22 protein-coding genes and 1 riboswitch are annotated in these 23,398 nt (G+C 73.5%); of the genes, 14 read left to right on the top strand and 8 right to left on the bottom strand.

Annotated features, from left to right (window positions below; genetic code table 11):
- Positions 1 to 55 precede the first annotated feature (55 nt).
- Positions 56 to 811: an IclR family transcriptional regulator gene (locus tag ACI6PP_RS00725; RefSeq protein WP_421108196.1), complete on the bottom strand. Its 756-nt coding sequence runs from the start codon at positions 809 to 811 to the stop codon at positions 56 to 58.
- A gap of 115 nt (positions 812 to 926) precedes the next feature.
- On the opposite strand from ACI6PP_RS00725, the gene ACI6PP_RS00720 reads away from it, so the two are divergent.
- From ACI6PP_RS00720 to ACI6PP_RS00685, 8 genes are all read left to right on the top strand, one after another.
- Entirely contained in the window at positions 927 to 3,110 is a 2,184-nt protein-coding gene (locus ACI6PP_RS00720) for a malate synthase G (RefSeq protein ID WP_421108194.1), read from the top strand.
- On the top strand, positions 3,107 to 3,538 hold the full coding sequence (locus ACI6PP_RS00715) for a GlcG/HbpS family heme-binding protein (protein WP_421108192.1): 432 nt from the start codon (positions 3,107 to 3,109) through the stop codon (positions 3,536 to 3,538). The genes ACI6PP_RS00720 and ACI6PP_RS00715 overlap by 4 nt, the downstream gene beginning before the upstream one ends.
- A 9-nt stretch (positions 3,539 to 3,547) precedes the next feature.
- Positions 3,548 to 5,014, top strand: coding sequence for an FAD-linked oxidase C-terminal domain-containing protein (locus ACI6PP_RS00710; protein WP_421108190.1), 1,467 nt, complete (start codon positions 3,548 to 3,550; stop codon positions 5,012 to 5,014).
- Positions 5,014 to 6,198 (top strand): FAD-binding oxidoreductase, encoded by a 1,185-nt coding sequence (locus ACI6PP_RS00705; protein WP_421108188.1) that lies wholly within the window; start codon positions 5,014 to 5,016, stop codon positions 6,196 to 6,198. Before ACI6PP_RS00710 ends, ACI6PP_RS00705 begins: the two co-directional genes overlap by 1 nt.
- Before the next feature lie 2 nt (positions 6,199 to 6,200).
- Complete coding sequence (gene glcF, locus ACI6PP_RS00700; RefSeq protein WP_421108186.1) at positions 6,201 to 7,589, top strand: glycolate oxidase subunit GlcF; 1,389 nt, start codon at positions 6,201 to 6,203, stop codon at positions 7,587 to 7,589.
- A gap of 37 nt (positions 7,590 to 7,626) precedes the next feature.
- Positions 7,627 to 9,321: an L-lactate permease gene (locus tag ACI6PP_RS00695; RefSeq protein WP_421108184.1), complete on the top strand. Its 1,695-nt coding sequence runs from the start codon at positions 7,627 to 7,629 to the stop codon at positions 9,319 to 9,321.
- A gap of 276 nt (positions 9,322 to 9,597) precedes the next feature.
- A complete protein-coding gene (locus ACI6PP_RS00690; RefSeq protein ID WP_421108322.1) occupies positions 9,598 to 11,208 on the top strand; it encodes a ribonuclease J in 1,611 nt (536 codons plus the stop codon).
- A complete protein-coding gene (locus ACI6PP_RS00685) occupies positions 11,205 to 12,806 on the top strand; it encodes a peptide chain release factor 3 (RefSeq protein WP_421108182.1) in 1,602 nt (533 codons plus the stop codon). Before ACI6PP_RS00690 ends, ACI6PP_RS00685 begins: the two co-directional genes overlap by 4 nt.
- Here the strand turns inward: ACI6PP_RS00685 and ACI6PP_RS00680 are convergent.
- Together ACI6PP_RS00680 and ACI6PP_RS00675 are read right to left on the bottom strand one after the other, a co-directional pair.
- Positions 12,803 to 14,224, bottom strand: a complete 1,422-nt coding sequence (locus tag ACI6PP_RS00680; RefSeq protein WP_421108181.1) for a PepSY-associated TM helix domain-containing protein — start codon at positions 14,222 to 14,224, stop codon at positions 12,803 to 12,805. The genes ACI6PP_RS00685 and ACI6PP_RS00680 overlap by 4 nt on opposite strands.
- A gap of 61 nt (positions 14,225 to 14,285) precedes the next feature.
- On the bottom strand, positions 14,286 to 14,819 hold the full coding sequence (locus tag ACI6PP_RS00675) for a hypothetical protein (protein ID WP_421108179.1): 534 nt from the start codon (positions 14,817 to 14,819) through the stop codon (positions 14,286 to 14,288).
- A gap of 30 nt (positions 14,820 to 14,849) precedes the next feature.
- Positions 14,850 to 15,029, top strand: a riboswitch (cobalamin riboswitch).
- Between the two features lie 43 nt (positions 15,030 to 15,072).
- Between ACI6PP_RS00675 and ACI6PP_RS00670 the strand changes: the two genes are divergently transcribed.
- The 4 genes from ACI6PP_RS00670 to ACI6PP_RS00655 are packed head-to-tail and all read left to right on the top strand — an operon-like array spanning position 15,073 to position 18,357.
- A complete protein-coding gene (locus tag ACI6PP_RS00670) occupies positions 15,073 to 16,146 on the top strand; it encodes a FecCD family ABC transporter permease (protein ID WP_421108177.1) in 1,074 nt (357 codons plus the stop codon).
- Positions 16,143 to 16,961 (top strand): ABC transporter ATP-binding protein, encoded by an 819-nt coding sequence (locus ACI6PP_RS00665; protein WP_421108175.1) that lies wholly within the window; start codon positions 16,143 to 16,145, stop codon positions 16,959 to 16,961. The genes ACI6PP_RS00670 and ACI6PP_RS00665 overlap by 4 nt, the downstream gene beginning before the upstream one ends.
- Positions 16,958 to 18,010, top strand: coding sequence for an ABC transporter substrate-binding protein (locus ACI6PP_RS00660; RefSeq protein WP_421108173.1), 1,053 nt, complete (start codon positions 16,958 to 16,960; stop codon positions 18,008 to 18,010). Before ACI6PP_RS00665 ends, ACI6PP_RS00660 begins: the two co-directional genes overlap by 4 nt.
- The gene (locus ACI6PP_RS00655; RefSeq protein ID WP_421108172.1) at positions 18,007 to 18,357 is read left to right on the top strand and encodes a (2Fe-2S) ferredoxin domain-containing protein; all 351 of its coding nucleotides are present in this window, start codon (positions 18,007 to 18,009) and stop codon (positions 18,355 to 18,357) included. The genes ACI6PP_RS00660 and ACI6PP_RS00655 overlap by 4 nt, the downstream gene beginning before the upstream one ends.
- 15 nt (positions 18,358 to 18,372) lie before the next feature.
- On the opposite strand, the gene ACI6PP_RS00650 is transcribed toward ACI6PP_RS00655, so the two are convergent.
- Positions 18,373 to 18,831 carry a PGPGW domain-containing protein gene (locus tag ACI6PP_RS00650; RefSeq protein ID WP_421108170.1) on the bottom strand — a complete coding sequence of 153 codons (459 nt, stop codon included), beginning with the start codon at positions 18,829 to 18,831 and terminating at the stop codon, positions 18,373 to 18,375.
- 81 nt (positions 18,832 to 18,912) lie between these two features.
- Between ACI6PP_RS00650 and ACI6PP_RS00645 the strand changes: the two genes are divergently transcribed.
- Positions 18,913 to 19,809, top strand: a complete 897-nt coding sequence (locus ACI6PP_RS00645; protein ID WP_421108168.1) for an alpha/beta fold hydrolase — start codon at positions 18,913 to 18,915, stop codon at positions 19,807 to 19,809.
- A 26-nt stretch (positions 19,810 to 19,835) separates the two neighbouring features.
- Positions 19,836 to 20,462: a TetR/AcrR family transcriptional regulator gene (locus ACI6PP_RS00640; RefSeq protein WP_421108166.1), complete on the top strand. Its 627-nt coding sequence runs from the start codon at positions 19,836 to 19,838 to the stop codon at positions 20,460 to 20,462.
- Positions 20,463 to 20,471: 9 nt separating this feature from the next.
- On the opposite strand, the gene paaI is transcribed toward ACI6PP_RS00640, so the two are convergent.
- From paaI to paaC, 4 genes are read right to left on the bottom strand one after another with little or no spacing between them, the layout of a single operon-like run.
- Positions 20,472 to 20,909, bottom strand: a complete 438-nt coding sequence (gene paaI / locus ACI6PP_RS00635) for a hydroxyphenylacetyl-CoA thioesterase PaaI (protein ID WP_421108165.1) — start codon at positions 20,907 to 20,909, stop codon at positions 20,472 to 20,474.
- A 13-nt stretch (positions 20,910 to 20,922) separates the two neighbouring features.
- A complete protein-coding gene (paaE, locus tag ACI6PP_RS00630; RefSeq protein WP_421108163.1) occupies positions 20,923 to 21,972 on the bottom strand; it encodes a 1,2-phenylacetyl-CoA epoxidase subunit PaaE in 1,050 nt (349 codons plus the stop codon).
- Position 21,973: 1 nt separating this feature from the next.
- Positions 21,974 to 22,480, bottom strand: a complete 507-nt coding sequence (gene paaD / locus ACI6PP_RS00625; protein ID WP_421108161.1) for a 1,2-phenylacetyl-CoA epoxidase subunit PaaD — start codon at positions 22,478 to 22,480, stop codon at positions 21,974 to 21,976.
- Positions 22,477 to 23,391 carry a 1,2-phenylacetyl-CoA epoxidase subunit PaaC gene (paaC, locus tag ACI6PP_RS00620; RefSeq protein ID WP_421108159.1) on the bottom strand — a complete coding sequence of 305 codons (915 nt, stop codon included), beginning with the start codon at positions 23,389 to 23,391 and terminating at the stop codon, positions 22,477 to 22,479. The genes paaD and paaC overlap by 4 nt, the downstream gene beginning before the upstream one ends.
- Between the last annotated feature and the right edge of the window lie 7 nt (positions 23,392 to 23,398).

Raw genomic sequence — 23,398 nt, 5'->3', positions numbered from 1 at the left:
AGTTCTCCGTGCCAGGCGAAGATTCCTAGGTATACCTGGGAATCCGACACACCCGTCAGCCGGCGGCGAGGTGGTGGGCGGCGAGGTGGAGGAGGGGGACGGCGCGGGAGACGAGGGCGTCGGTCATGCGGGGGGCGGGGCCGGAGACCGAGACGCCGAGGGGGACGGGGGTGCCGGGGACGACGACGGCGACGCACCGCACGCCGACCTCCTGCTCCTCCTCGTCCAGGGCGTACCCGCGCTCGCGCACCAGGGCGAGCTCGGCGACGAGGCCGTCGGGGTCGGTGAGCGTGGAGGTGGTACGGCGGGGCAGGCCGGTGCGGGCGACGACGGCGCGGGCGTCGGCCTCGGACATGGTCGCCAGGATCGCCTTGCCCACCGCGGTGCAGTGCGGCTCGACGCGGCGGCCGACCTCGGTGAACATCCGCATCGAGTGCCGCCCGGGCACCTGGGCGACGTAGGCGACGTGGTCGCCGTCGAGCACGGCGAGGTTGGCGGTCTCGCCCAGCTCGTCGACCAGGCGGCCCAGCAGTCGGCCCGTGCCCGCGCCCACGGCCGAGCCGGCCGCGCTGCCGAGCGGGACGAGGCCGAAGCCGAGCGCGTAGCGCCGGTCGTCGAGCTGACGCACGTAGCCGCGGTCGACGAGCGTGCGCACCAGCCGGTGCGTCGTGGGCAGGGCCAGCCCGGTGACGTCGGCGATCTCGCCGATGCCCAGCGCTCCGCCGCGTGACGCGAGCACCTCGAGCAGGTCGAGCGCGCGGTGCACCGACTGCACGCCGCCGCGCCGCTCGTCGTCGCCCGGGTCGCTCATCGGCCGTCCTGTCTCAGGCCTCCGGTGTGCCGGTTGACACACCCGCTGGAGTTTGCGAGGTTTCCACCATCAGGATCAATCCTTCCACAAGGTGGAAACAGCAGCAAGGAGTCTCATGGACCAGCGAGCTGAGGTGGGCGGCCTGCAGGTCGCCGCGGAGCTGCACCGCTTCGTCGAGGACGAGGCGCTGCCCGGCAGCGGTCTGGAGCCCCAGCAGTTCTGGGACGGGCTCGGTGCGATCGTCGCCGACCTCGCGCCCCGTCACCGCGAGCTGCTGGCCCGCCGCGACGAGCTGCAGACCTCGATCGACGCCTGGCACCGCGAGCACCCCGGTGTGCCCGACGCGGACGCGTACACCGCGTTCCTGCGCGAGATCGGCTACCTGCTCGACGAGCCCGCCGACGTCGCCGTCACCACCGACGGCGTGGACGACGAGGTGGCGCGGCTCGCCGGGCCCCAGCTGGTCGTGCCGCTGCTGAACGCCCGCTTCGCCACCAACGCCGTCAACGCCCGCTGGGGCTCGCTGTACGACGCGCTCTACGGGTCCGACGTCGTGCCCCACGACGGCGACCTCGCCCCCGGCCAGGGCTACAACCGGGCACGCGGCGACGAGGTCATCGCCCGCGGACGCGCCCTCCTGGACGCCCACTTCCCGCTCGCGTCGGGCTCGCACGCCGACGCCACCGCCTACGCCGTGGACGCCGACGGCCTCGCCGTCACCCTCGGCGACGCGACCGCCAGGCTCGCCGACCCCGCCCAGCTCGTCGGGTACAGCGGCGACGCCGCGTCGCCCGACGGCGTCGTGCTGGTGCACCACGGCCTGCACGTCGAGATCCAGGTCGACGCCGCCGACGACATCGGCAGCACCGACCGCGCCGGCGTCAAGGACCTGCTCGTCGAGTCGGCGGTCAGCACGATCATGGACCTCGAGGACTCCGTCGCCGCGGTCGACGCCGCCGACAAGGTGCTGGGCTACCGCAACTGGCTGCACCTGATGGACGGCTCGCTGGCCGAGGAGGTCAGCAAGGGCGGCCGCACCTTCACCCGGTCGATGAACCCCGACCGGACGTACACCTCGCCCACGGGCGAGGAGGTCACGCTGCGCGGCCGCTCGCTGCTGTTCATCCGCCAGGTCGGCCACCTGATGACCACCGACGCCGTGCTCGACGCGAACGGCGACGAGGTCCCCGAGGGCCTGCTCGACGCCGCGATCACCGCGCTCGGCAGCCTCGCCGACCTCCAGGGCCGCACCGAGCGTCCCAACTCGGTCACCGGCTCGATGTACGTCGTCAAGCCCAAGATGCACGGACCGGACGAGGTGGCGCTCGCCGTCGAGCTGTTCGGCCGGGTGGAGCAGCTGCTCGGCCTGCCGCCGCTGACGATCAAGGTCGGCATCATGGACGAGGAGCGCCGCACGACGCTCAACCTCAAGGCCTGCATCGAGCAGGCCCGCGAGCGCGTCGCGTTCATCAACACCGGCTTCCTCGACCGCACGGGCGACGAGATCCACACCTCGATGCAGGCGGGCCCGATGGTCCGCAAGGGCGCCATGAAGAGCTCGGACTGGATCGCCGCCTACGAGGACCTCAACGTCGACGTCGGCCTGGAGTGCGGCCTGCTCGGCCGCGCGCAGATCGGCAAGGGCATGTGGGCGGCGCCCGACAGCCTCGCCGCGATGTACGAGGCCAAGATCGGCCACCCGCAGGCCGGCGCCAGCTGCGCCTGGGTGCCGTCGCCCACGGCCGCCACCGTGCACGCGCTGCACTACCACCAGGTGGACGTGCGGGCCCGGCAGGAGGAGCTGCGCGACGGTGGGCGCCGCGCCGACCGCGCCCAGCTGCTGCACGTCCCGCTCGGCGACCCGGCCGAGTGGTCCGACGACGACCGGCAGGCCGAGATCGAGAACAACCTGCAGTCGCTGCTCGGCTACGTCGTCCGTTGGGTCGACGCCGGCGTCGGGTGCTCCAAGGTCCCCGACATCACCGGCGAGGCCCTGATGGAGGACCGCGCCACCTGCCGGATCAGCGCGCAGCACGTCGCCAACTGGCTGCACCACGGCGTCGTCGACGCCGACCAGGTCGAGAGCACGCTGCGTCGGATGGCCGAGGTCGTCGACGGCCAGAACGACAAGGACCCGACGTACGTCCCGATGGCGCCGTCGTTCGACGGCGAGGCCTACGCCGCGGCCCGCGAGCTGGTGCTCGGCGGGCTTGAGCAGCCGTCGGGCTACACCGAGCCGATCCTGCACCGGCGCCGCGCCGTGCAGAAGACCCACGACCACCAGGAGACCTCCGCGTGACCAGCATCGACCTCGAGACCGCCCGCACCGTCGTCGCGGCAGCCCGCGCGCACGGCCAGCAGGCGGGTCTCAAGCCCCTCACCGTCGTCGTCCTCGACACCGGTGGCCACGTGGTCGCCGCCGAGCGCGAGGACGGCGCCTCGATGAGCCGCTTCGAGATCGCCTTCGGCAAGGCCCACGGCGCCCTGGCGCTCGGCATGGGCTCGCGCTCGATCATGGCGCGCGCCGAGCAGCAGGCGTACTTCGTCGCCGCCGTGACGTCCGCCGTCGGCGGGTCGCTCGTGCCGGTGCCCGGTGGCGTGCTCGTGCGCGACGCCGACGGCGCCCTGCTGGGGGCCGTCGGCATCACCGGCGACACCTCCGACAACGACGAGGCCGCCGCCGTGGCCGGGATCGAGAGCGCGGGTCTCACCGCGCAGGCCGACTGAGGAGGAGCGATGACGAGCACGGGTGTGGACGCGGTGGCCGCCGTCGCGCGTCGGCTGCTGCCCGCCGAGGGCGTGATCACCGACCGCGCCCGGCTGCGGACGTACGAGTGCGACGGCCTCGCGCACTACCGCGTGACACCGGCGCTCGTGGTGATCCCCGAGGACGCCGGGCAGCTCGCCGCGCTCGTCGGTGCCTGCGCCGAGCACGGCGTCCCGTACGTCGCGCGCGGCTCGGGCACCGGCCTGTCCGGCGGCGCGCTGCCCCACGCCGAGGGCGTGCTCGTCGTGACGTCGCGGATGCGCACGATCACCGAGGTGCGCCGCGACGACCAGCGCGCCGTCGTCGAGCCCGGCGTCATCAACCTCGACGTCACCCGCGCCACCACGCCCGACGGCTACTACTACGCACCCGACCCCTCGAGCCAGCAGATCTGCTCCATCGGCGGCAACGTCGCCGAGAACTCCGGAGGCGCGCACTGCCTGAAGTACGGCTTCACGACGAACCACGTCGTGGGTGCCGACTTCGTGACGCCGGGCGGCGACATCGTCCGCCTCGGCGGCGACGCGCCCGACTCGCCCGGGTACGACCTGCTCGGTGCCGTGGTGGGCTCGGAGGGCACGCTCGGCATCGTCACCTCGGCGGTCCTCAAGCTCACCCGGCTGCCCGAGGAGGTGCGCACGATCCTGGTCGGCTTCGAGTCCACCGACCACGCGGGTGCGGCGACCTCGGCGATCATCTCCGCGGGCATCGTGCCGGCGGCCATCGAGATGATGGACGCCCTCGCGATCGAGGCCGCCGAGGCGGCCGTGCACTGCAACTACCCCGACGGCGCCGGCGCGGTGCTGGTGATCGAGCTCGACGGCGCGGCCGAGGACGTCGAGGCCGAGTACGCCGACGTCGAGCGGCTCTGCGCCGAGAACGGCTCGTTCGAGCAGCGCCTGGCCACCGACCCCGTCGACCGCGCGCTGATCTGGAAGGGACGCAAGTCCGCGTTCGCCGCCGTGGGCCGCATCAGCCCGGACTACATCGTCCAGGACGGCGTCATCCCGCGCACCGCCCTGCCCGAGGTGCTCACCGCCATCGCGGCGCTGTCGGGCACGTCCGGCGTGCGCGTGGCCAACGTCTTCCACGCCGGCGACGGCAACCTGCACCCGCTGGTCCTGTTCGACGACGCGGTGGAGGGCGCCGGCGACGCGGCCGAGGAGGTCAGCGGCGCGATCCTCGACCTGTGCATCGAGCACGGCGGCTCCATCACGGGGGAGCACGGCGTGGGCATGGACAAGGCCAAGTACATGCCCCGGATGTACAGCGACGACGACCTCGACACGATGCAGCTGGTGCGCTGCGCCTTCGACCCCGGCGGCATCTCCAACCCGGGCAAGCTGTTCCCGACGCCCCGCCTGTGCGGCGAGGTGCCCGGCCGGCACAAGGGCGCCCACCCGCTGCAGGACGCCGGTCTCGCGGAGGTCTTCTGATGACGACCGACGTGCGCGACGCCGTCGACGGCGTGGAGGCCGGAACGGTCGCCCGGCCCACCAGCGTCGAGGAGGTGGCCGAGGTGATGTGTGCCGCGGCGTCCGACGGGCTCACCGTCGTGCCCCGCGGTGCCGGCACCAAGCTGACGTGGGCCGCGCCGCCGCGCTCGGTCGACGTGCTGCTCGACCTGTCGGCGATGGACCGGGTGCTCGACCACGCCGCGGGCGACCTGATCGTCTCCGCCCAGGCCGGCACGCCGATGCGCGAGCTGCAGCGCGTGGTGGCCGGGGGAGAGCAGCGCCTGACCCTCGACGAGACCGTGCCCGGCGGCACCGTCGGCGGCGTGCTGGCCACCAACGCCAGCGGCGCCCGACGTGTCTCGGTCGGGGCCGCGCGCGACCTGCTGATCGGCATCACGTTCGTGCGCGCCGACGGCGTCGTGGCCAAGGCCGGTGGACGCGTGGTCAAGAACGTCGCGGGCTACGACATCGGCAAGCTGATGATCGGCTCGTTCGGCACGCTCGGCGTCGTCGTCGACGCCACCTTCCGCCTGCACCCCCTGCCCGCCACCAGCCGGTGGGTGAGCGCGCCTGCCACCGACCCGGCACGGGCGCTCGAGCTGGCGCAGGCCGCCGTGCACAGCCAGGTCGTGCCCGCCGCCGTCGAGGTCGAGTGGACCGACGGCCGCGGCGCCGTCAGCGTCCTGCTCGAGGGACGCGAGGACGGCGTCGCCGGCCGTGCGGGCCGGCTCCGCGAGCTGCTGGGCGCCGACGCCAGCGAGTCCGACGAGCCCGCGGCGACCTACCCGTGGGACGTCACCGCCACGGGCGACGACCGCAGCACGGCGCTCAAGCTCACCTTCGCGCTCACCGGCCTGCGCGACGTCCTCGCCGAGGCCGACGCGGTCGGTGCGACGGTCCGTGGGTCGGCGGGCTCGGGCGTGGCGTACGCGGCCCTCCGCCCGACGACGCCGGTCGCCGACACCGTCGGCGCGGTCGAGCGACTGCGTGCGGCGTGCCTGCGTCACGGCGGCAGCACCGTCGTGGTCGACGCACCGGCCGCGGTGAAGCAGGCCGTCGACGCCTGGGGTCCGGTGGCGGCGCTGGAGCTGATGCGCCGCGTCAAGGACCAGTTCGACCCCGACCACCGGCTCGCGCCGGGCCGCTTCGTGGGAGGTATCTGACGATGACCGAGCAGAAGGACACCGAGGGGACCCTCGGCGAGATGGGTGCGGTGGTCGACCACGGCGACGTGCTCGGCGGCCTGGCGAACGGGTCGGTGGGGGCCTTCGACGACCACCGACCGCCCGACGCGGCGTTGATCGGCGACTGCGTGCACTGCGGCTTCTGCCTGCCCACCTGCCCCACCTACTCACTGTGGGGCGAGGAGATGGACAGCCCCCGCGGGCGCATCTACCTGATGAAGGAGGGGCTCGAGGGCGAGCCGATGACCGACTCGATGGTCGGCCACATCGACGCGTGCCTGGGCTGCATGGCCTGCGTGACCGCGTGCCCGAGCGGCGTCCAGTACGACCGCCTGATCGAGCAGACCCGCGCGCAGGTCGAGCGGCGGCACCAGCGCAGCGCGCCCGACCGGGCCCTGCGCGGCCTGATCTTCGCGTTGTTCCCGCACCCGAAGCGTCTGCGGCTGCTGCGCGGCCCGCTGCGCGTGCTGCAGCGCACCGGCCTCGACAGGGCGATGCGCCGCTCGGGCCTGCTCGACAGGATCTCGCCCCAGCTGGCCGCGATGGAGCGCCTGGCCCCCCGGCTCGGCAAGGCGATGCCGCTCCCCGAGCGGATGGCTGCGGTGGGGGAGCGCCGGATGACGGTGGGCATGCTCGTCGGCTGCGTCCAGGGCGCGTTCTTCCCCGGCGTCAACGCGGCCACGGCCCGCGTGCTGGTGGCCGAGGGCTGCGACGTCGTCGTCCCGCCGTCGCAGGCCTGCTGCGGCGCGCTGTCGGTGCACAACGGACGCGAGCCCGAGGGCCAGGCGTACGCCCGTGCGCTCGTCGACGCGTTCGAGGACTCCGACGTCGAGCGGGTCGTCGTCAACTCCGCCGGCTGTGGCTCGACGATGAAGGAGTACGCCGAGCTGCTGGCCGACGACCCCGCCTACGCCGACCGTGCCCGCGTCTTCGCCGAGCGGGTCCGCGACGTCAGCGAGCTGCTGGACGAGCTCGGCCCGGTGGCCCCGCGGCACCCGCTCGAGGTGACGATCGCCTACCACGACGCGTGCCACCTGGCGCACGCCCAAGGCGTGCGCTCCCAGCCGCGCGAGCTGCTCCGCGGGGTGCCCGGCCTGACGCTGCGCGAGATCCCCGAGGGCGACCTGTGCTGCGGGTCCGCGGGCGTCTACAACATCCTCAACCCCGAGCCCGCCCAGGAGCTCGGCGACCGCAAGGCCCGCAACATCGTCGCCACCGGCGCCGAGCTGCTGGTCACCGCCAACCCCGGGTGCCTGATGCAGGTCACCGCGGCCATCGAGCGCTCGGGCCACCCGATGGGCATGGCGCACACCGTCGAGGTGCTGGACGCCTCGATCCGCGGGGCGGACGTCGGCACGTTGCTGCCCTGACCGACCCCACCGCTCCACCGACACCGGAAAGAGCACCATGTTCCAGCAAGACCTCGACGCCGTCGGCGGGTCGCTGACCGCCAGCGCCCTGGTGGCGGCCGTCCCGCTGCTCACCCTGTTCGTCCTGCTCGGCGCCCTGCGCCTCAAGGCCTGGGTCGCGGGGCTGATCTCGCTGGGCGTCTCGATCGTGCTCGCGGTCGCGCTGTTCTCGATGCCCGTCGGCCAGGCGCTGCTCGCCACCACCGAGGGTGCGGCGTTCGGGTTCTTCCCGATCCTGTGGATCGTCATCAACGCGATCTGGGTCTACAACCTCACGGTGAAGTCGGGCCACTTCGACGTGCTGCGCCGCTCGTTCGAGACCGTCAGCCCCGACCAGCGGGTGCAGGCGATCATCATCGCGTTCTGCTTCGGGGCGCTCCTCGAGGCGCTGGCCGGCTTCGGCACCCCGGTGGCGATCACCGTCGTGATGCTCATGGCGCTCGGCTTCGAGCCGTTGAAGGCGGCGGTGGTGGCCCTCATCGCCAACACCGCGCCCGTCGCGTTCGGCGCGCTGGCCACCCCGATCGTCACGCTGGCCACCGTCACCTCGGGCGTCAGCGACGACCCGCGCCTGACCACCGAGACGCTCGGGGCGATGACGGGACGCCAGACGCCTCTCCTGGCCGTGATCGTGCCGCTGATCCTGGTGCTGGTGGTCGACGGCCGGCGCGGCATCCGCCAGGCCTGGCTGCCGGCCGTCGTCTGCGGCGTGGCGTTCGCGCTCGCCCAGTACGTGTCGGCCAACTTCATCTCGGTGCCGCTCGCCGACATCATCGCCGCGCTGGCCGGTGCCGCCGCCGTGGTCCTGCTCGGACGGGTCTGGTCGCCGTCGGAGATCGTCACCGCGGACGTCGACCCCTCCCGCGCGGAGGCCCGCACGACCACGGGGTCGTCGGGGTCCGGCGGCACCACCACGGCCGAGGGCCCGGTCACGGACAGCCGCTCGGACGTGGCCCGCGCCTACGCGCCGTACGTGGTCATCATCGCGATCTTCTCGATCGCCAACCTGCCCGCGATCAAGGACTTCCTGGCCGAGAAGCCGTGGACGGTGGCGTTCGACTGGCCCGGCCTGGAGGTGCTGAACCCCGCGGGCGACCCCGTCTCGACCACCACCTACACGCTGAACTGGCTCCCGGCCGCCGGCACCCTGATGATCCTCGCGGGCCTGATCACCATGGTGGTCCTCAAGGTGAGCCCCGGCGAGGCGCTGCGGGCGTACGGCCGCACCTACGTCGAGCTGCGGTCGGCGATCATCACCGTGATGGCGGTGCTGGCGCTGGCCTACGTGCTGAACCTGTCGGGCATGACGGGCTCGCTCGGTGCGTGGCTCGCCCAGACGGGTTCGGCGTTCGCGGTGATCGCACCGATCCTGGGCTGGATCGGCGTCGCCGTCACCGGCTCGGACACCTCCGCCAACGCCCTGTTCGGCGCGCTGCAGGTGCAGACCGCCGCCCAGGCCGGGCTCGACCCCGTGCTGATGGCCTCGGCCAACACCTCGGGCGGCGTCCTCGGCAAGATGGTCAGCCCCCAGAACCTCGCCATCGCGGCCGCCGCGGTGGGCCTCAGCGGACGCGAGGGCGACATCTTCCGCAAGGTCATCGGCTGGAGCCTGGGACTGCTCGTGCTGATGTGCATCCTGGTCGGTCTGCAGTCCACGCCGGTGCTCGACTGGATGGTGCCCTCCGCGCCGTGAGGCACGGGCCCGGGAGCGAGTACGATCGAGGCTGACGCCGCCCGCGTCGGACGCGTCCAGACCTCGCGCGCCGACGACCCCGGGCCGAGCGACGGCACCGCTCGTCGGGCCGAGTCCTGAGTGGAAGCCCCACCGCGACGCGGACGCCGCACGCCCGCCGTCGTGGTGTCCCTCAGACTCCGCCCCGTACCTGCGAACGAAGGACCACCCCACGTGCCCCGAAACGACCAGCGCCGCCCGCCCAAGCTCCCCGCGGGCGGCCTCCGCGTCACCCCCATGGGCGGGCTCGGCGACGTCGGCCGCAACATGACCCTGTTCGAGCACGCCGGCCGGCTGCTCGTCATCGACTGCGGCGTGCTCTTCCCCGAGGAGCACCAGCCCGGCATCGACGTGATCATCCCCGACTTCGCGCCGATCAAGGACCGCCTCGACAAGATCGACGCGCTCGTCCTGACCCACGGCCACGAGGACCACATCGGCGGCGTGCCGTACCTGCTGCGCGAGCGCCCCGACATCCCCGTCGTCGGCTCCAAGCTGACGCTGGCGCTGCTCGAGGCCAAGCTCGTGGAGTTCAACCTCAAGCTCAACGCCGTCGAGGTCGAGGCCGACGACCGTCGCTCCTTCGGCCCGTTCGACCTCGAGTTCGTCGCGGTCAACCACTCCATCCCCGACGGCCTGGCGATCGCCGTCCGCACCGAGGCCGGCCTGCTGCTGCACACGGGCGACTTCAAGATGGACCAGTTCCCGCTGGACGACCGCATCACCGACCTGCGCGCGTTCGCCCGCCTCGGCGACGAGGGCGTCGACCTGTTCCTCTCGGACTCGACCAACGCCGAGGTCCCGGGCTTCACGATGTCCGAGCGCGACCTGCTGCCGGCCATCGAGCAGGTGTTCCGCCGCGCGCCCCGTCGCGTCATCGTCTCGAGCTTCGCCAGCCACGTGCACCGCATCCAGCAGGTGCTGGACGCCTCGCACGCCAGTGGCCGCAAGGTGGCCTTCATCGGCCGCTCGATGGTGCGCAACATGAAGATCGCCCAGGACCTCGGCTACCTCGACGTGCCCCAGGGCCTGCTCGTCGACCTCAAGGCATGCAACAAGCTGCCCCCGTCGCAGGTGACGCTGATCTGCACCGGCTCCCAGGGCGAGCCGATGGCCGCGCTGTCGCGCATGGCCGCCGGCGACCACACGATCGACGTCACCGACGGCGACACCGTGCTGCTGGCCAGCTCGCTGATCCCCGGCAACGAGAACGCGATCAACCGCCTGATCAACGGCCTGGGCAAGCGCGGTGCGCACGTCGTGCACTCCGGCAACGCCAAGGTCCACGTGTCGGGCCACGCGAGCGCCGGCGAGCTGACGTACTGCTACAACATCCTCGAGCCGTCCAACGTGCTCCCGGTTCACGGCGAGTGGCGCCACCTCAAGGCCAACGCCGAGCTCGCGATCAAGACCGGTGTGCCCGAGGGCAACGTGCTGGTCTGCCAGGACGGCGACGTCGTCGACCTCGTCGACGGCGCCATCACCCGCACCGGCACCACGCAGGCCGAGTACGTCTACGTCGAGAACAAGGTCGTCGGCCGCACGACGGAGCGCACGCTGTCGCAGCGTCGCACGCTGTCCGACGAGGGCATCGTCACCGTCATCGCGATCGTCGACCTCGCCTCGGGCCGCTTCGGCGAGGACCCCGAGTACCTGACGCACGGCGTGGTCGACGACGCCGACGACTTCGGCGAGCTCACCAGGACGCTCGCCGACCAGGTGATCAAGATGAGCCGCCCGCGCAGCGTCAACGACGTCGAGCAGGTCATCGGTCGCGAGACGCGTCGCTGGCTCAAGCGCCGCCTGCACCGCGAGCCGCTGGTCTCGGCCGTCGTCATCGAGGAGTGAGCACCCGGGTGCCAGAGGAGTCGTCCACCGCCGGGGAGGGCGTCCGCGAGGCCGCGCGTCGGCGGACGTTCGCCGTCATCTCGCACCCCGACGCGGGCAAGTCGACGCTGACCGAGGCGTTGGCCCTGCACGCGCAGGTGATCACGCAGGCCGGTGCCACCCACGGCAAGGGCGGCCGCCGCGCCACCGTGTCGGACTGGATGGAGATGGAGCAGCAGCGAGGCATCTCGATCGCCTCCACGGCGCTGCAGTTCGACTACGACGAGGTCGTGCTCAACCTGCTCGACACCCCCGGCCACGCCGACTTCTCCGAGGACACCTACCGGGTGCTGTCGGCCGTCGACTGCGCCGTCATGCTGCTCGACGCCGCCAAGGGCCTCGAGCCGCAGACGCTCAAGCTGTTCCAGGTGTGCCGGCGTCGCCGGCTGCCGATCATCACCGTGGTCAACAAGTGGGACCGGCCAGGTCTGGACCCGCTCGAGCTGATCGACCAGATCCAGGAGCGCATCGGCATCCGTCCGACGCCCCTGACCTGGCCGGTCGGCGTCGCGGGCGACTTCCGCGGCGTCCTCGACGCCGACACCGGTGAGATGACGGCGTACGAGCGCACCGCCGGCGGCGCCACCCGCGCGCCCGAGACGCAGCTGTCCGCCGACGAGGCGCTCGCCCAGCACCCCGTCGACTTCGCGACGGCCCAGGAGACGTTGGCGCTGGTGCGCGAGGACGGGGGAGTGCACGACCAGGAGACGTTCCTGTCGGGCGACACCTCGCCGACGGTGTTCGCCTCGGCCGCGCTCAACTTCGGCGTCAGCCACCTGCTCGGCGTGCTCGAGCGGCTCGGACCCGCGCCCGCGGGCGCCGACGACGTCGACGGGCACCACCGTGACGTCGGCTCGCCGTTCAGCGCGCTGGTGTTCAAGATGCAGGCGGGCCTGGACAAGGCGCACCGCGACCACGTGGCCTACGCCCGCGTGTGCAGCGGCGTGTTCGAGCGCGGCATGAGCGTCACCGACGCGCGCACCGGCCGCAAGGTCACCACCAAGTACGTGCACACGATGTTCGGCCGCGAGCGCCGCAGCGCCGACGTCGCCTACCCCGGCGACGTCATCGGGCTGGTGAACGCCAGCGAGCTGACGATCGGCGACACCGTCTACGCCGGCCCGGCCGTCCGCTACCCGCCGATCCCGCGCTTCGACCCCGAGCACTTCCGGGTGGCGCGCGGCGTCGACGCCAGCCGCTACAAGCAGCTGCACCGCGGCCTGGCGCAGCTCGACCGCGAGGGTGTCGTGCAGGTGCTGCGCTCGCCCATCCACGGGGAGCAGGCCCCGGTGCTCGCCGCGGTCGGTCCGATGCAGTTCGACGTCGCGATCGAGCGGATGGACAGCGAGTTCGGGGCCGCGATCCGCACCGAGCCGCTGTCGCACGGCGTCTCGCGCACGCTGCCGGACGACGACGCGGTCAAGCTGCTGCAGGGCTCGATCGGCGTCGAGATCGCCTACCGGCTCGACGGCTCGCCGATCGCGCTGTTCGCCGACCGCTGGCGCCTGCAGAAGGTCGATCGCGACCACCCCGAGCTCGGCCTGCTCGACGGCCCCTAGGCGGTCCGCCGTCGACGCTGCAGCCCGACGACCGCGTCGACCACGAGGAACCCGAGCAGGCTGACGCCCAGCACGGGCATGAACCAGCCGGCGATCAGAGCGAGGACGGCCGCGACGACGAGCGCGGGCGTCGGGGCCTGACGCCACGCGCCGCGCCGCGCGGGGCGTCCGGCGCGCAGGCGGGGTCCCCGGGTGGGACGGCGCAGCCACCACATCCGGTAGCCCCAGACCGTCATCGCGGTGATCGCGCCGGCGAGCAGGACCAGGGCGACCTGGTTCCAGACGCCGAAGAGCAGACCCATGTGCAGGTCGATGCCCCAGCGGGCGAGCTTGGCGGCGAAGGGGTAGTCCGCGAACCGGACGACGTCGACGACGGACCCGTCGGCGGGGTCGATCGACACGGCGTCGGCCCGGGTGGGCCAGTGCTTGTCGAGCTCGGCGACGACGTAGGTGCCGGTGGCGCTCGTGGGTGCGGTGATCTCGAGCGGCCCCGACAGGCCCTCGACGGTGGCCGCCTGACGGGCGGCGTCGAACCCGACGCCGGGCTCGTCGCCGACCGGTGCGGTCTCGGACGCGCCGCCGCCGTGGTCGGAGTGGCCCTCGTGCTCGCCGGTGTCGCCGGTGCCGGTCGCCAGGTCGGACGTGACCGCGGGCGTCGACCAGCTGAGCGCCGTGCGCAGCTCGGTGACGTTCGCGCCGGCGTGCTGGGACCAGGTCAGGCCCGTGGCCGACAGCATCAGCATGCCCAGGACGATCCAGGTGCCGGTGGCTCCGTGCCACGACAGCGTGCGGCGACGGGGTCCACCGTCTCTGTACGGTCGCAGCCGTGACCCGCGCCGGCGACCGGTCCACCACAGGGCGACGCCGACCACGGCGACCACCCACAGCCAGGACGCGGCCAGCTCGGAGTACAGGCGGCCGACGTCGCCGAGGTGCAGGCTGCGGTGCAGGTTGCTGATCCAGGTGCGGGTCGGGAGCGACCCGGACGATCCGTAGACGGTCAGCTCACCCTGCGTCTCGGCGGTGACGGGGTCGACGAACATCGCCTGGCGCTCGCTGTCGGCGGTGCGACCGCCGTCGAACAGGACACGGGTGGTCTGGCCGGGCTCGGCGGCGGGTCGCACCGCGAGCAGGGGCAGGTCGGGCCGGACGGCGCGGGCGGCGTCGACCTGCTCGGCGAGCGTCCGCTCGGGTCCGCGGGAGTCGGTGCCGACCTGGTCGGCGTGCACGACCTGCTCGATCTGAGGCGAGACGGCGTAGAGCAGGCCAGAGAGCGCCGCGACCACGATGAACGGGCCGACGAAGATCCCGGCGTAGAAGTGCAGGCGGGTGAGCAGGGGGCGCAGCGAGGCGCGCCGGGTCGGTGGGCGGTCGAGGTCGTCGGTCTCGAGGGTGGTCGCGGGGTCGGTCGTGGTCATCGTCGTCCTGGGTGGTGGCGGCCGTGAGGGCGTGCGGGCACCACGCGACGCGCGGTGCCGGTCAGGCCGGCGGGCCCCGGACCGGTGCGACGTGCGGCAGGACCTGCGACACCAGGCGACGGTCGCGCGTGGTGGCCGCGGCGGTGCGCGGGCCGACGACGGGCACGCCGGCCGGCGACGACAGCGCGAGCACCGGCCGCATGGCGAGCACCTCGACGAGCGACCACAGCACCGCCTCGCCGTGACGGACCGCGGCGACCGACAGCGCCGTCGCGCAGGCGTGCGTGGCGAGCATCAGCGGCGCGGACGGCGCGCCGTCCATCGGCATCGGTCCGCCGAGGGTGCACGCGAGGTGCAGCGCCCCCTGGGCGGCGACGAACACCGCGACCAGCTCGCGGGTGCTCCACCGGTGCGCACTCAGCCGGTGCGCGAGCACGGCCGCACCGACGACCACGCCGGCGAGCACCCACGTCGGGGCCGCCATGCCGCCCGCGAGGTGGTGCGCGAGCACCGCGACGACCACCGTCGCCGCGGCCACGAACGACGCGCGCGCCCAGCGCAGGGCGCCGGACGTCGGGTTCGCAGGCGTGGGCACGACGACAGGGTAGGCCCTGCGACGGTGTGCTAGCGTCCGGGCCGAGCCAGAACACGCCTGTGGGTGTGCGGGAATCCGGTGGGAATCCGGAGCTGACGCGCAGCGGTGAGGGTGACTGGCGGGACGACGTGCCACTGGGCGACAAGCCCGGGAAGGTGTCCCGCCGGGTCGATCCCGAGTCCGAAGACCGGCTGGCTCGACGTGACCGTCGGGCCCCGCGAACCGGGCCCCAGATCCGATTCGAGACCCCGTCATGGCCACTGTGGCCCCGTTCCGCCCACCGACCGCCGCGCGGCGCGCCGGCGTCGTGCTGCTGTACGCCGCGATGGTGGCGCTGACGGCGTTCTCCGCGGTGGTCTCGCTCGGGCTCGGCTCGGAGCCGCTGCGCCCGTCCGGGGTGGTCGACGTCCTGCAGTCGCGGCTGCTCCAGGGCCGGCCGGGCGACGACCCCGTGTACGACGCCATCGTGTGGGAGCTGCGCGCGCCGCGGGTGCTGATGTCGATGGTGGTGGGGGCGGGCCTGGCGATCGCCGGAGCGACGATGCAGACGCTGGTGCGCAACCCCCTGGCCGACCCGTACCTCCTCGGGGTCTCGGCCGGCGCGGGCGTCGGCGCCACCCTCGTGATCGCGCTCGGCGTGCTCGGCGGCCTCGGCGTCTGGGCGCTGTCGGTGGGTGCGCTGCTCGGCGCGCTGGCCGCGTCCGTCCTGGTGTTCGGCATCTCGATCGCGCAGGGCGGGCTGACGCCGCTGCGGCTCGTGCTGACCGGCGTGGTCATGTCGTCGGCGTTCTCGTCGGTCTCGAGCTTCCTGGTGTTCCTCAGCGACGAGCCGCGGGCCACCCAGTCGGTGCTGTTCTGGCTGCTCGGCTCACTGGCCGGGTCGACCTGGGCGCAGCTGGTGCCGCCCGTCGTCGCGGTGCTCGTCGCGACCGTCGTGGTGCTGGGGCTGCACGGCTGGCTGGACGCGCTCGCGACCGGCGACGACACCGCGAGCGCCGTGGGGGTCCCCGTGCGTGCGCTGCGGGTGACGTTGTTCGTGCTCAGCGCGGTGCTGGTCGGGGTGCTCGTCGCGGTCTCGGGCGGCATCGGGTTCGTGGGTCTGGTGGTGCCGCACCTGGCGCGCCTGGTCGTCGGCACCGGTCACCGTGCGGTGCTGCCGCTCGCCGCCCTCGCCGGCGCGCTGTTCCTGCTGTGGGTGGACGTCGTCGCGCGCACCGCCGTCAGCCCGCAGGAGGTGCCGCTGAGCGTCGTCACCGGCATCGTCGGCGCGCCGATCTTCCTGGTGCTCCTGGGCCGTCGTCAGTACCGGTTCGGCGGCGAGTCGTGAGCGCCCACGCCGTCGCGATGCGGGCACGGTCCCTCGCCTGCGCGGTGGGTGGACGCACCGTGCTGCACGACGTCGACCTCGACGTCGGCACCGGGCAGATGGTCGCGGTCGTGGGCGTCAACGGGTCGGGCAAGTCGACGCTGCTGCGCACGCTCTCGGGCCTGCTCGCCCCGGTGTCCGGCAGGGCCGAGATCGACGGACGCGACGTCCATGGCATGTCGGCGCGGGAGCGCGCCCGCGAGATCGCCTACGTCGCCCAGGAGGAGCAGCCGCCGGCCGACATGCGCGTGGGCGAGCTCGTCGCTCTGGGACGGCTGCCCTACCGGCCGCCGTGGTCCCGCGGCGCGGACGACCGACGCCTCGCGCTCGAGGCGCTGGACCGGGTGGGCATGGCCGACGCGGTCGACCGGGCGTGCGCCGACCTGTCCGGCGGCGAGCGACGCCGCGTGAGCCTGGCGCGCGGGCTCGTGCAGGACTGCGACCTGATCGTCCTCGACGAGCCCACCAACCACCTCGACGTCCGGCACCAGGTCGAGCTGCTGCACCAGCTGCGGGCCACCGGACGCACCGTGCTCACCGCGATCCACGACCTCGGCCTGGCCGCCTCCCACTTCGACCACGTCGTGGTGCTGCACGACGGCGGCGTCCTGACCGCCGGACCGCCCGAGGTCGCGCTCACGGCGCGGACCGTCCAGGACGTCTTCGGCGTGCGCGCCACCCACCTGCTCGACGAGCAGGGCCACCAGCACCTCGTGGTCGGCCCCGGCCGACCCGTCACGTCACCCGCCCGACCGACCCAGGAGACCCACCGATGACGACGACGTCCCGCCGCACCCTGGCCGCTGCCGCCCTGATCGGGCTGCTCGCCACCACCGCCGCCTGCGGGGGAGGCGGGCGGAGCGACGACGACGTCGCCGGGTCGGCGACCGTCACGCTCGACAACTGCGGCCGGCAGGCCGCGTTCCCTGAGCCGGCCGAGCGGCTCTACGTCTACGACGGCGGCATGATCTCGATGGTGCTGTCCATCGGCGCGGCGGCCAACGTCGCCGGCATCGCGGGCCTGAACGACGACGAGCAGGTGCTGAAGCGCGCCTACGGGGCCGACGTCGTCGACGCGCTGCCCGTGGCCACCGAGAAGAGCCCCACCCTGGAGAACGTGATCGCCACGCGTCCCGACGTGGTGTTCGCGGGCTGGAACTACGGCTGGAACGAGGACGACAACCTCACGCCCGACGCGCTCGCCGACCGCGACATCGCCGCCTACACGCTCACCGAGTCCTGCCGCCAGGGCGACGGCGAGGCGCGCGGCACGGTGCCGCCGTGGGACGCGCTGCGCACCGACCTCACCAACCTCGGCCGGATCACCGGGCACGAGGACGGCGCGGCGGCGCGCGTCGCCGACATCGACGAGCGGCTCGAGAAGCTGGAGTCGGCACCCCAGGCGACCGAGCGACCCACGGTGTTCCTGTTCGACTCGGGCACCACCGCACCGTTCACCAGCGGGTCGTTCGGCGGTCCCCAGGCCATCATCGACGCCGCCGGGGCCCGCAACGCGACCGAGGACCTCGAGGACACCTGGACGACGGTGTCGTGGGAGCGGGTCGTCTCGTCGCAGCCGGACTACGTCGCGTTCGTGGACTACCCCGGCCAGACGTTCGAGGAGAAGGTGCAGGTGCTGCGCAGCAACCCGAGCACCCGGGACCTCCCGGCCGTCCGCGAGGGGCGCTTCCTGAACCTGCCGTACGCGGCCTGGGTGAGCGGCCCGCTCAACATCGACGCCGCCGAGCAGCTGCGGTCGTCGCTGGAGGAGCAGGACCTGGTGCCCGCGACCGACATCCGGCCCGACGTCGACCTCGTCCCGTGAGCGGGCGGGCGCCCGACGTCAGCGTGACGGTGTGCCACGACTGCTGCTGCGGGACGACGCGCAAGCACCCGGGCGTCGACCACGAGGCGCACCGGGCCGCGCTGCTCGCGACGGCCGACGACCGCGTGCGCGTGCGGGTGGTCGACTGCCTGGGCGTCTGCGAGCGCAGCAACGTCGTGCTGGTGCGCGACCTGCGACGCCGGCGATCCGACCGTGACACCTGGCTGGGCGAGGTGGTCCGCCCCGAGCAGGTCGACGCCCTCGTGGGCTGGGTCGAGGGGCGGTGCGGGCCGCTGCCGAGGGCGCTGCGGGCCAACGTCTTCAGGCACCGTCCGCCCGCCCGCTGAGCCCGGCGCGCGAGGTCAGGCGGTGCAGCCGCGGCAGGCGCGCGAGGTGGACGGACGCGCGGCCAGCGCGCTGCCGACGACCAGGGCTCCGCTGGTGACCGCCGACGCCCACAGACCGACGGCCGTCCACGTGCCCCCGAACGGGAGGTGGTCGCCGACCGGCACGCCGAGCAGCCGGCCGGCCGGGATGGCGGGGTCGACCCACCAGAGGACACCGAGGGCGACGACCACGAGCACCCCGGTGAGCGACACGGCGATCCTCGACCGCGTCGCCACGCCGAAGGCGACCGCGGCGCGGGCCCGGTCGCGCAGGGGCGCGAGCGCCCGCTCGGCCCAGGCGTAGTGCGACGACAGCAGCCCCACGCCGAGGACCAGCACCACGGTGCCCGGTCCGGGCAGCGGCACCAGCGCGACGCCCGCGAGCGTCACGACCCATCCGAGCAGCAGGTGGGGGAGCGAGGTGACGCGGTGCATGCGGTGCGGCTTTCGATTGAAGGTTCAACCAGTGTGCGCCGGTGGGGTGCCCGCCGTCAAACGCCCGTGCCAGGGTGAGGCATGCCGATCAGCGCGGTGCACCGGACGACGACACCGGTCCTGGACGTGGGCTACGAGACCGTCGGCGACCCCGGGGGACCGCCCGTGGTCCTGCTGCACGGCTTCCCGTACGACGTGCGGTGCTACGACGAGGTGGCTCCACGGCTCGCGGACGCCGGGGCGCGGGTCGTCGCGCCGTACCTCCGGGGCTTCGGGCCGACCCGGTTCCGGTCGGCGGGCACCCTGAGGTCGGGCCAGCAGGCCGCGCTGGGCCAGGACCTCGTCGAGCTGCTCGACGCGCTCGGGATCGAGCGGGCGGTCGTCGCGGGCTACGACTGGGGCGGACGCGCGGCGTGCGTCGCGTCGGCGCTGTTCCCCGAGCGGGTGGACGGCCTGGTGACGGTCGGCGGCTACAACGTCCAGGACATCGCGGCCTCGGCACGGCCGGGCTCGCCGGAGTCGGACAAGACGTACTGGTACCAGTACTACTTCCACTCCGAGCGCGGTCGCCACGCGCTCGTCGACGACCGGGACGCCCTGTGCTCCCTGCTGTGGCGCGACTGGTCGCCGGCATGGGCCGGCGCCGCCGAGGCGTTCGCCGCGTCGGCGCCCAGCCTGCACAACCCCGACTTCGTCGACACGGTCATCCACTCCTACCGGCACCGGTACGGCCTGGTCGCCGGCGACGAGACCTACGAGGCCCTGGAGCGACGACTCGCCACGTCGCCGACGATCCCGGTGCCCACCGTCGTCCTGGACAGCGGGGCCGACGGGCTGGGCGACGGCTCCGGACCGGCCGACGACGACGACCGGTTCACCGGCCCGTTCGAGCGGCTCCTGCTGCCCGACGTCGGCCACGTCCCGCCGCAGGAGGACCCCCAGGCGTTCGCCGACGCGGTGCTGTCGCTGCTGCCGTAGCCGTCACGCGTGGGACGATCGGCCCCATGCGTGACGACGGTCCACCTGAGCCGGCCCCGTCGCGTCGCGGTCGGCCGGGGTACGACCAGCAGACCGTCCTGCGCCGGGCCGTCGAGCTGTTCAACGCCCAGGGGTACGACGCGACGAGCATGGGCGACCTGGCCCGCGAGCTCGGGCTGAGCAAGTCCGCGATCTACCACCACGTGCCGAGCAAGGAGGCGCTGCTGTCCGCGGCCCTCGACGAGGCGCTCGACGGGCTCAGCGCGGCGGTCGACGTCGCGCTCGCGTCGGCCGGCACCAGCGCCCACGAGCGTCTGCGCACCGCGGTCGAGCAGTCGGTGCTGATCCTCGCCGACCAGCTGCCGGCCGTCACGCTGCTGCTGCGGGTGCGGGGCAACAGCGAGGTCGAGCTCGCGGCGTTGGAGCGGCGCCGCGTGATCGACGACAAGGTCGCCTCGCTCGTCCGGGACGCGGTCGCCGAGGGCAGCCTGCGCGACGACATCGACCCGGTGCTGATCAGCCGGCTGCTGTTCGGCACCGTCAACTCGCTGGTCGAGTGGTACCGCGTCGGTGGCCCGGTGGAGCCCGCCCGGCTGGCCTCGACCGTGGCCACGATGGCCTTCGACGGGCTGGTGCCGCGACCGGGTCGGTGACGGGCCCGGTCAGAGCGCCGGGTTGGGACGCCCCAGGCTGCGGCTCCGTCCGCGGAACACCGCCACGACGACGTCGTCGGACGCGCGTCGCACGCTCACGTCGTAGACCCCCGACCGTCCGCGCAGCACCACCTCGCTCGCGGTCGCGACGAGCTCGTCGCCCAGCCGTCCCGGCTCGACGAACGCGACGTCGAACCCCGACGCGACCGTCACGGTGCCGCGGGAGTTGCAGGCCACCGCGAAGGCGGAGTCGGCCAACGAGGCGATCAGCCCACCGTGGCAGACGTCCCACCCGTTGACCATGTCGGCGCGGACGACCATCGTGACCGTCGCGGCGCCGGGGGACACCGCACGCACCTGCATGCCGAGCATGCGGCTGGCGGCGTCGGCGGACCACATCTGCTCGGTGCTGACCTCGGCGATCCTGCGGGCGTCGGCGTCGGGCATCGGGCTCACCTGCTCAGGCGTCGAAGTCGACGACGACCCGGTCGCCGACGGGGAACGTCTGGCAGGTCAGCACGAAGCCGCGTGCGACCTCGTCGTCGTCGAGCGCGTAGTTGCGTCGCATGTCGGTCTCGCCCTCGACGACGTGCGCGCGACACGTCCCGCACACCCCGCCCTTGCAGGCGAAGGGCAGGTCGTTGCGGGTGGCTGCGGCACCGTCGAGGATCGACCGTCCCCGGGGCATGGCGGCGGTGGTGGTGCGGCCGTCCAGGCTGATCGTCACCTCGCTGGTGTCGCCCTCGACGACCACGTCCGGCCGGTGCACCTCGGGGGGTGGCTCGTCGACGTGGAACAGCTCGACGTGGACCTTGTCGCGGCTGACGCCGAGCTCGTCGAGCACCTCGCGGGCGTCGGTGACCAGGCCGAACGGGCCGCACAGCCAGACGTGGTCGACGTCGTCGAGCGGCACCAGGGTGGCGAACAGCCGCCGCAGCCGGTCGGCGTCCAGTCGCCCGGAGAACAGCTCGACGTCGCGGGGCTCGCGCGACAGCACGTGGACGAGGTCGAGCCGGTGGCCGTGACGGTTCTTGAGGTCGGCCAGCTCCTCGGCGAACATCACCGTGTCGGTCGTGCGGTTGCCGTAGAGCAGCGTGACCCGCGCGTCGGGGTGGGTGAGCACGGTCGACGCGATCGACAGCATCGGCGTGATACCCGACCCGGCCGCGACGCACAGGTGCCGTCCGCCGGTGGCGGGGTCGGCGCGGAAGCTGCCCGTGGGCGTCTGAACCTCGACGGTGTCGCCGACCCGCACGTCGCGGACCAGCCAGGTGGAGAACATCCCGTCCGGGACGACGCGGACGCCGACCCGCGGCGGCGACCCGGCCGGGGCGCAGATCGAGTACGAGCGGCGGTGGTCCTGGCCGTCGACCACGCGACGCACGGTGAGCGACTGGCCGGCGGCGAAGTCGAAGTCGTCGCGCAGGTGGTCGGGCACCGCGAAGGTGACCGCCGCGGAGTCGTCGGTGAGGTGCTCGACGCGGGCGACGGTGAGCTCGTGGAACGCCACGTCAGTGCTCCTTGACGTGGTCGAACGGCTCGAGGCACGCCGCGCAGCGGTACAGGGCCTTGCACGCCGTCGACGCGAACTCCGAGACGAGCCTGGTGTCGTCGGACCCGCACCGCGGGCAGGTGAGCGCGCGACGGGTGGGGATCAGCGTCAGGGCGACCGGGCCGTCGTGCGCAGCGGCCGGGCCGGGTGCGGAGATCCCGTGCTCGACCAGGGCCCGCCGGCCGCGGTCGGTGATCCAGTCGGTGGACCACGCGGGGGTCAGGCTCACCTGCACCCGGACGTCGTCGAACCCGTGGTCGCGCAGCCGGTGGACGAGGTCGTCGCGCATCGTCGCCATCGCCGGGCAGCCCGAGTAGGTGGGCGTGATGGTGACCGTCACGGCGTCGCCGTCCACGCGGACGTCGCGCAGCACGCCGAGGTCGGCCAGCGTGAGCATGGGCATCTCGGGATCGGTGACCTCGGCGGCGACGTCCCAGGCGGTGCCCGTGGCCGCGGCGGCGGTCACCACTGGCCCATCGGGTGGGCGCGCGCCACGACCTGCATCTCGGCCAGCAGGCGTCCCATCGACTCGCTGTGGCGGCCGTCGCGGCCGGTGCCGCGGTCGACCGGCCCGACCTGAGCCACGGCGGGGCGCTCCACGGCGCTGACCGACAGCAGCTGCTCGAGCAGGACGTCGACCTCGTCGGCGACCGTCGACGGGTCGACGCCGACGCCCTGCTCGGCCACGGCGGCCTCCACCGGGTGCGAGCGGAACAGCTCGTCGTGCAGCGCCCACACCAGCGGCAGCGCGTCGAGCAGCCGGCGCCTCGACTCCTCGGTGCCCTGGGCGAGGGTGAGGAACCAGCGGGCCGCGTAGTCGCGGTGGTAGGTCAGCTCCTTGACCCCCTTGACGGCCACGGCCGACAGGACGGCGTCGCGGCTGCCGGCCAAGCGCTGCAACAGCGTCAGTCGGTAGGTCGAGAAGACAAGCAGGCGCGCGATGGTGACGGCGAAGTCGCCGTTCTCGGCCTCGACGAACCGGACGTTGCGGAACTGCCGCTCGTCGCGGAAGAACGCCAGCGCGTCCTCGGCTGGCACGGGCGAGCCGGCCGGCATCGCGGGCACCTGGGTGGGGTCGGCCGCGGCCGCGCGTGCCAGCAGCAACCGCGCCTGCCCGAGGAGGTCGAGCGCGATGTTGGAAAGCGCGATGTCCTCCTCCAGGTCGGGCGCGTTGCTGGCCCACTGGGCGAGGCGGTGGCTGTAGACCAGGGCGTCGTCGCCCAGCATCAGGCAGTAGGTGGCGAGCGCGGCGGGGTCGACGCCGTCCGGGATCGTGGTGTCGACCCCGGCCAGCGGGTCCTCGAAGTCGGTGCCGAACGCCCACTGGGAGTCGTCGCCGCCGAGCAGGCCGTCGTAGACGTTGTCGTGGTCGGTCATCTCACGC

This window comes from Solicola agrisoli, assembly GCF_049059935.1.
GTDB lineage: Bacteria > Actinomycetota > Actinomycetes > Propionibacteriales > Nocardioidaceae > JAURVT01.
Note: the sequence above shows the minus strand (reverse complement) of the source record. Positions and strands in the feature narration are given on the sequence as shown.

What these genes read in the sequence shown, in the direction of transcription:
- ACI6PP_RS00680 (WP_421108181.1), bottom strand. Translation starts at nt 14,224, where the DNA reads ATGACCACGACCGACCCCGCGACCACCCTCGAGACCGACGACCTCGAC.
- ACI6PP_RS00725 (WP_421108196.1), bottom strand. Translation starts at nt 811, where the DNA reads ATGAGCGACCCGGGCGACGACGAGCGGCGCGGCGGCGTGCAGTCGGTG.
- ACI6PP_RS00650 (WP_421108170.1), bottom strand. Translation starts at nt 18,831, where the DNA reads ATGCACCGCGTCACCTCGCTCCCCCACCTGCTGCTCGGATGGGTCGTG.
- paaI (WP_421108165.1), bottom strand. Translation starts at nt 20,909, where the DNA reads ATGCCCGACGCCGACGCCCGCAGGATCGCCGAGGTCAGCACCGAGCAG.
- glcF (WP_421108186.1), top strand. Translation starts at nt 6,201, where the DNA reads ATGACCGAGCAGAAGGACACCGAGGGGACCCTCGGCGAGATGGGTGCG.
- ACI6PP_RS00670 (WP_421108177.1), top strand. Translation starts at nt 15,073, where the DNA reads ATGGCCACTGTGGCCCCGTTCCGCCCACCGACCGCCGCGCGGCGCGCC.
- ACI6PP_RS00660 (WP_421108173.1), top strand. Translation starts at nt 16,958, where the DNA reads ATGACGACGACGTCCCGCCGCACCCTGGCCGCTGCCGCCCTGATCGGG.
- ACI6PP_RS00640 (WP_421108166.1), top strand. Translation starts at nt 19,836, where the DNA reads ATGCGTGACGACGGTCCACCTGAGCCGGCCCCGTCGCGTCGCGGTCGG.
- ACI6PP_RS00710 (WP_421108190.1), top strand. Translation starts at nt 3,548, where the DNA reads ATGACGAGCACGGGTGTGGACGCGGTGGCCGCCGTCGCGCGTCGGCTG.
- ACI6PP_RS00720 (WP_421108194.1), top strand. Translation starts at nt 927, where the DNA reads ATGGACCAGCGAGCTGAGGTGGGCGGCCTGCAGGTCGCCGCGGAGCTG.
- ACI6PP_RS00645 (WP_421108168.1), top strand. Translation starts at nt 18,913, where the DNA reads ATGCCGATCAGCGCGGTGCACCGGACGACGACACCGGTCCTGGACGTG.
- paaC (WP_421108159.1), bottom strand. Translation starts at nt 23,391, where the DNA reads ATGACCGACCACGACAACGTCTACGACGGCCTGCTCGGCGGCGACGAC.
- ACI6PP_RS00695 (WP_421108184.1), top strand. Translation starts at nt 7,627, where the DNA reads ATGTTCCAGCAAGACCTCGACGCCGTCGGCGGGTCGCTGACCGCCAGC.
- ACI6PP_RS00705 (WP_421108188.1), top strand. Translation starts at nt 5,014, where the DNA reads ATGACGACCGACGTGCGCGACGCCGTCGACGGCGTGGAGGCCGGAACG.
- ACI6PP_RS00690 (WP_421108322.1), top strand. Translation starts at nt 9,598, where the DNA reads ATGGGCGGGCTCGGCGACGTCGGCCGCAACATGACCCTGTTCGAGCAC.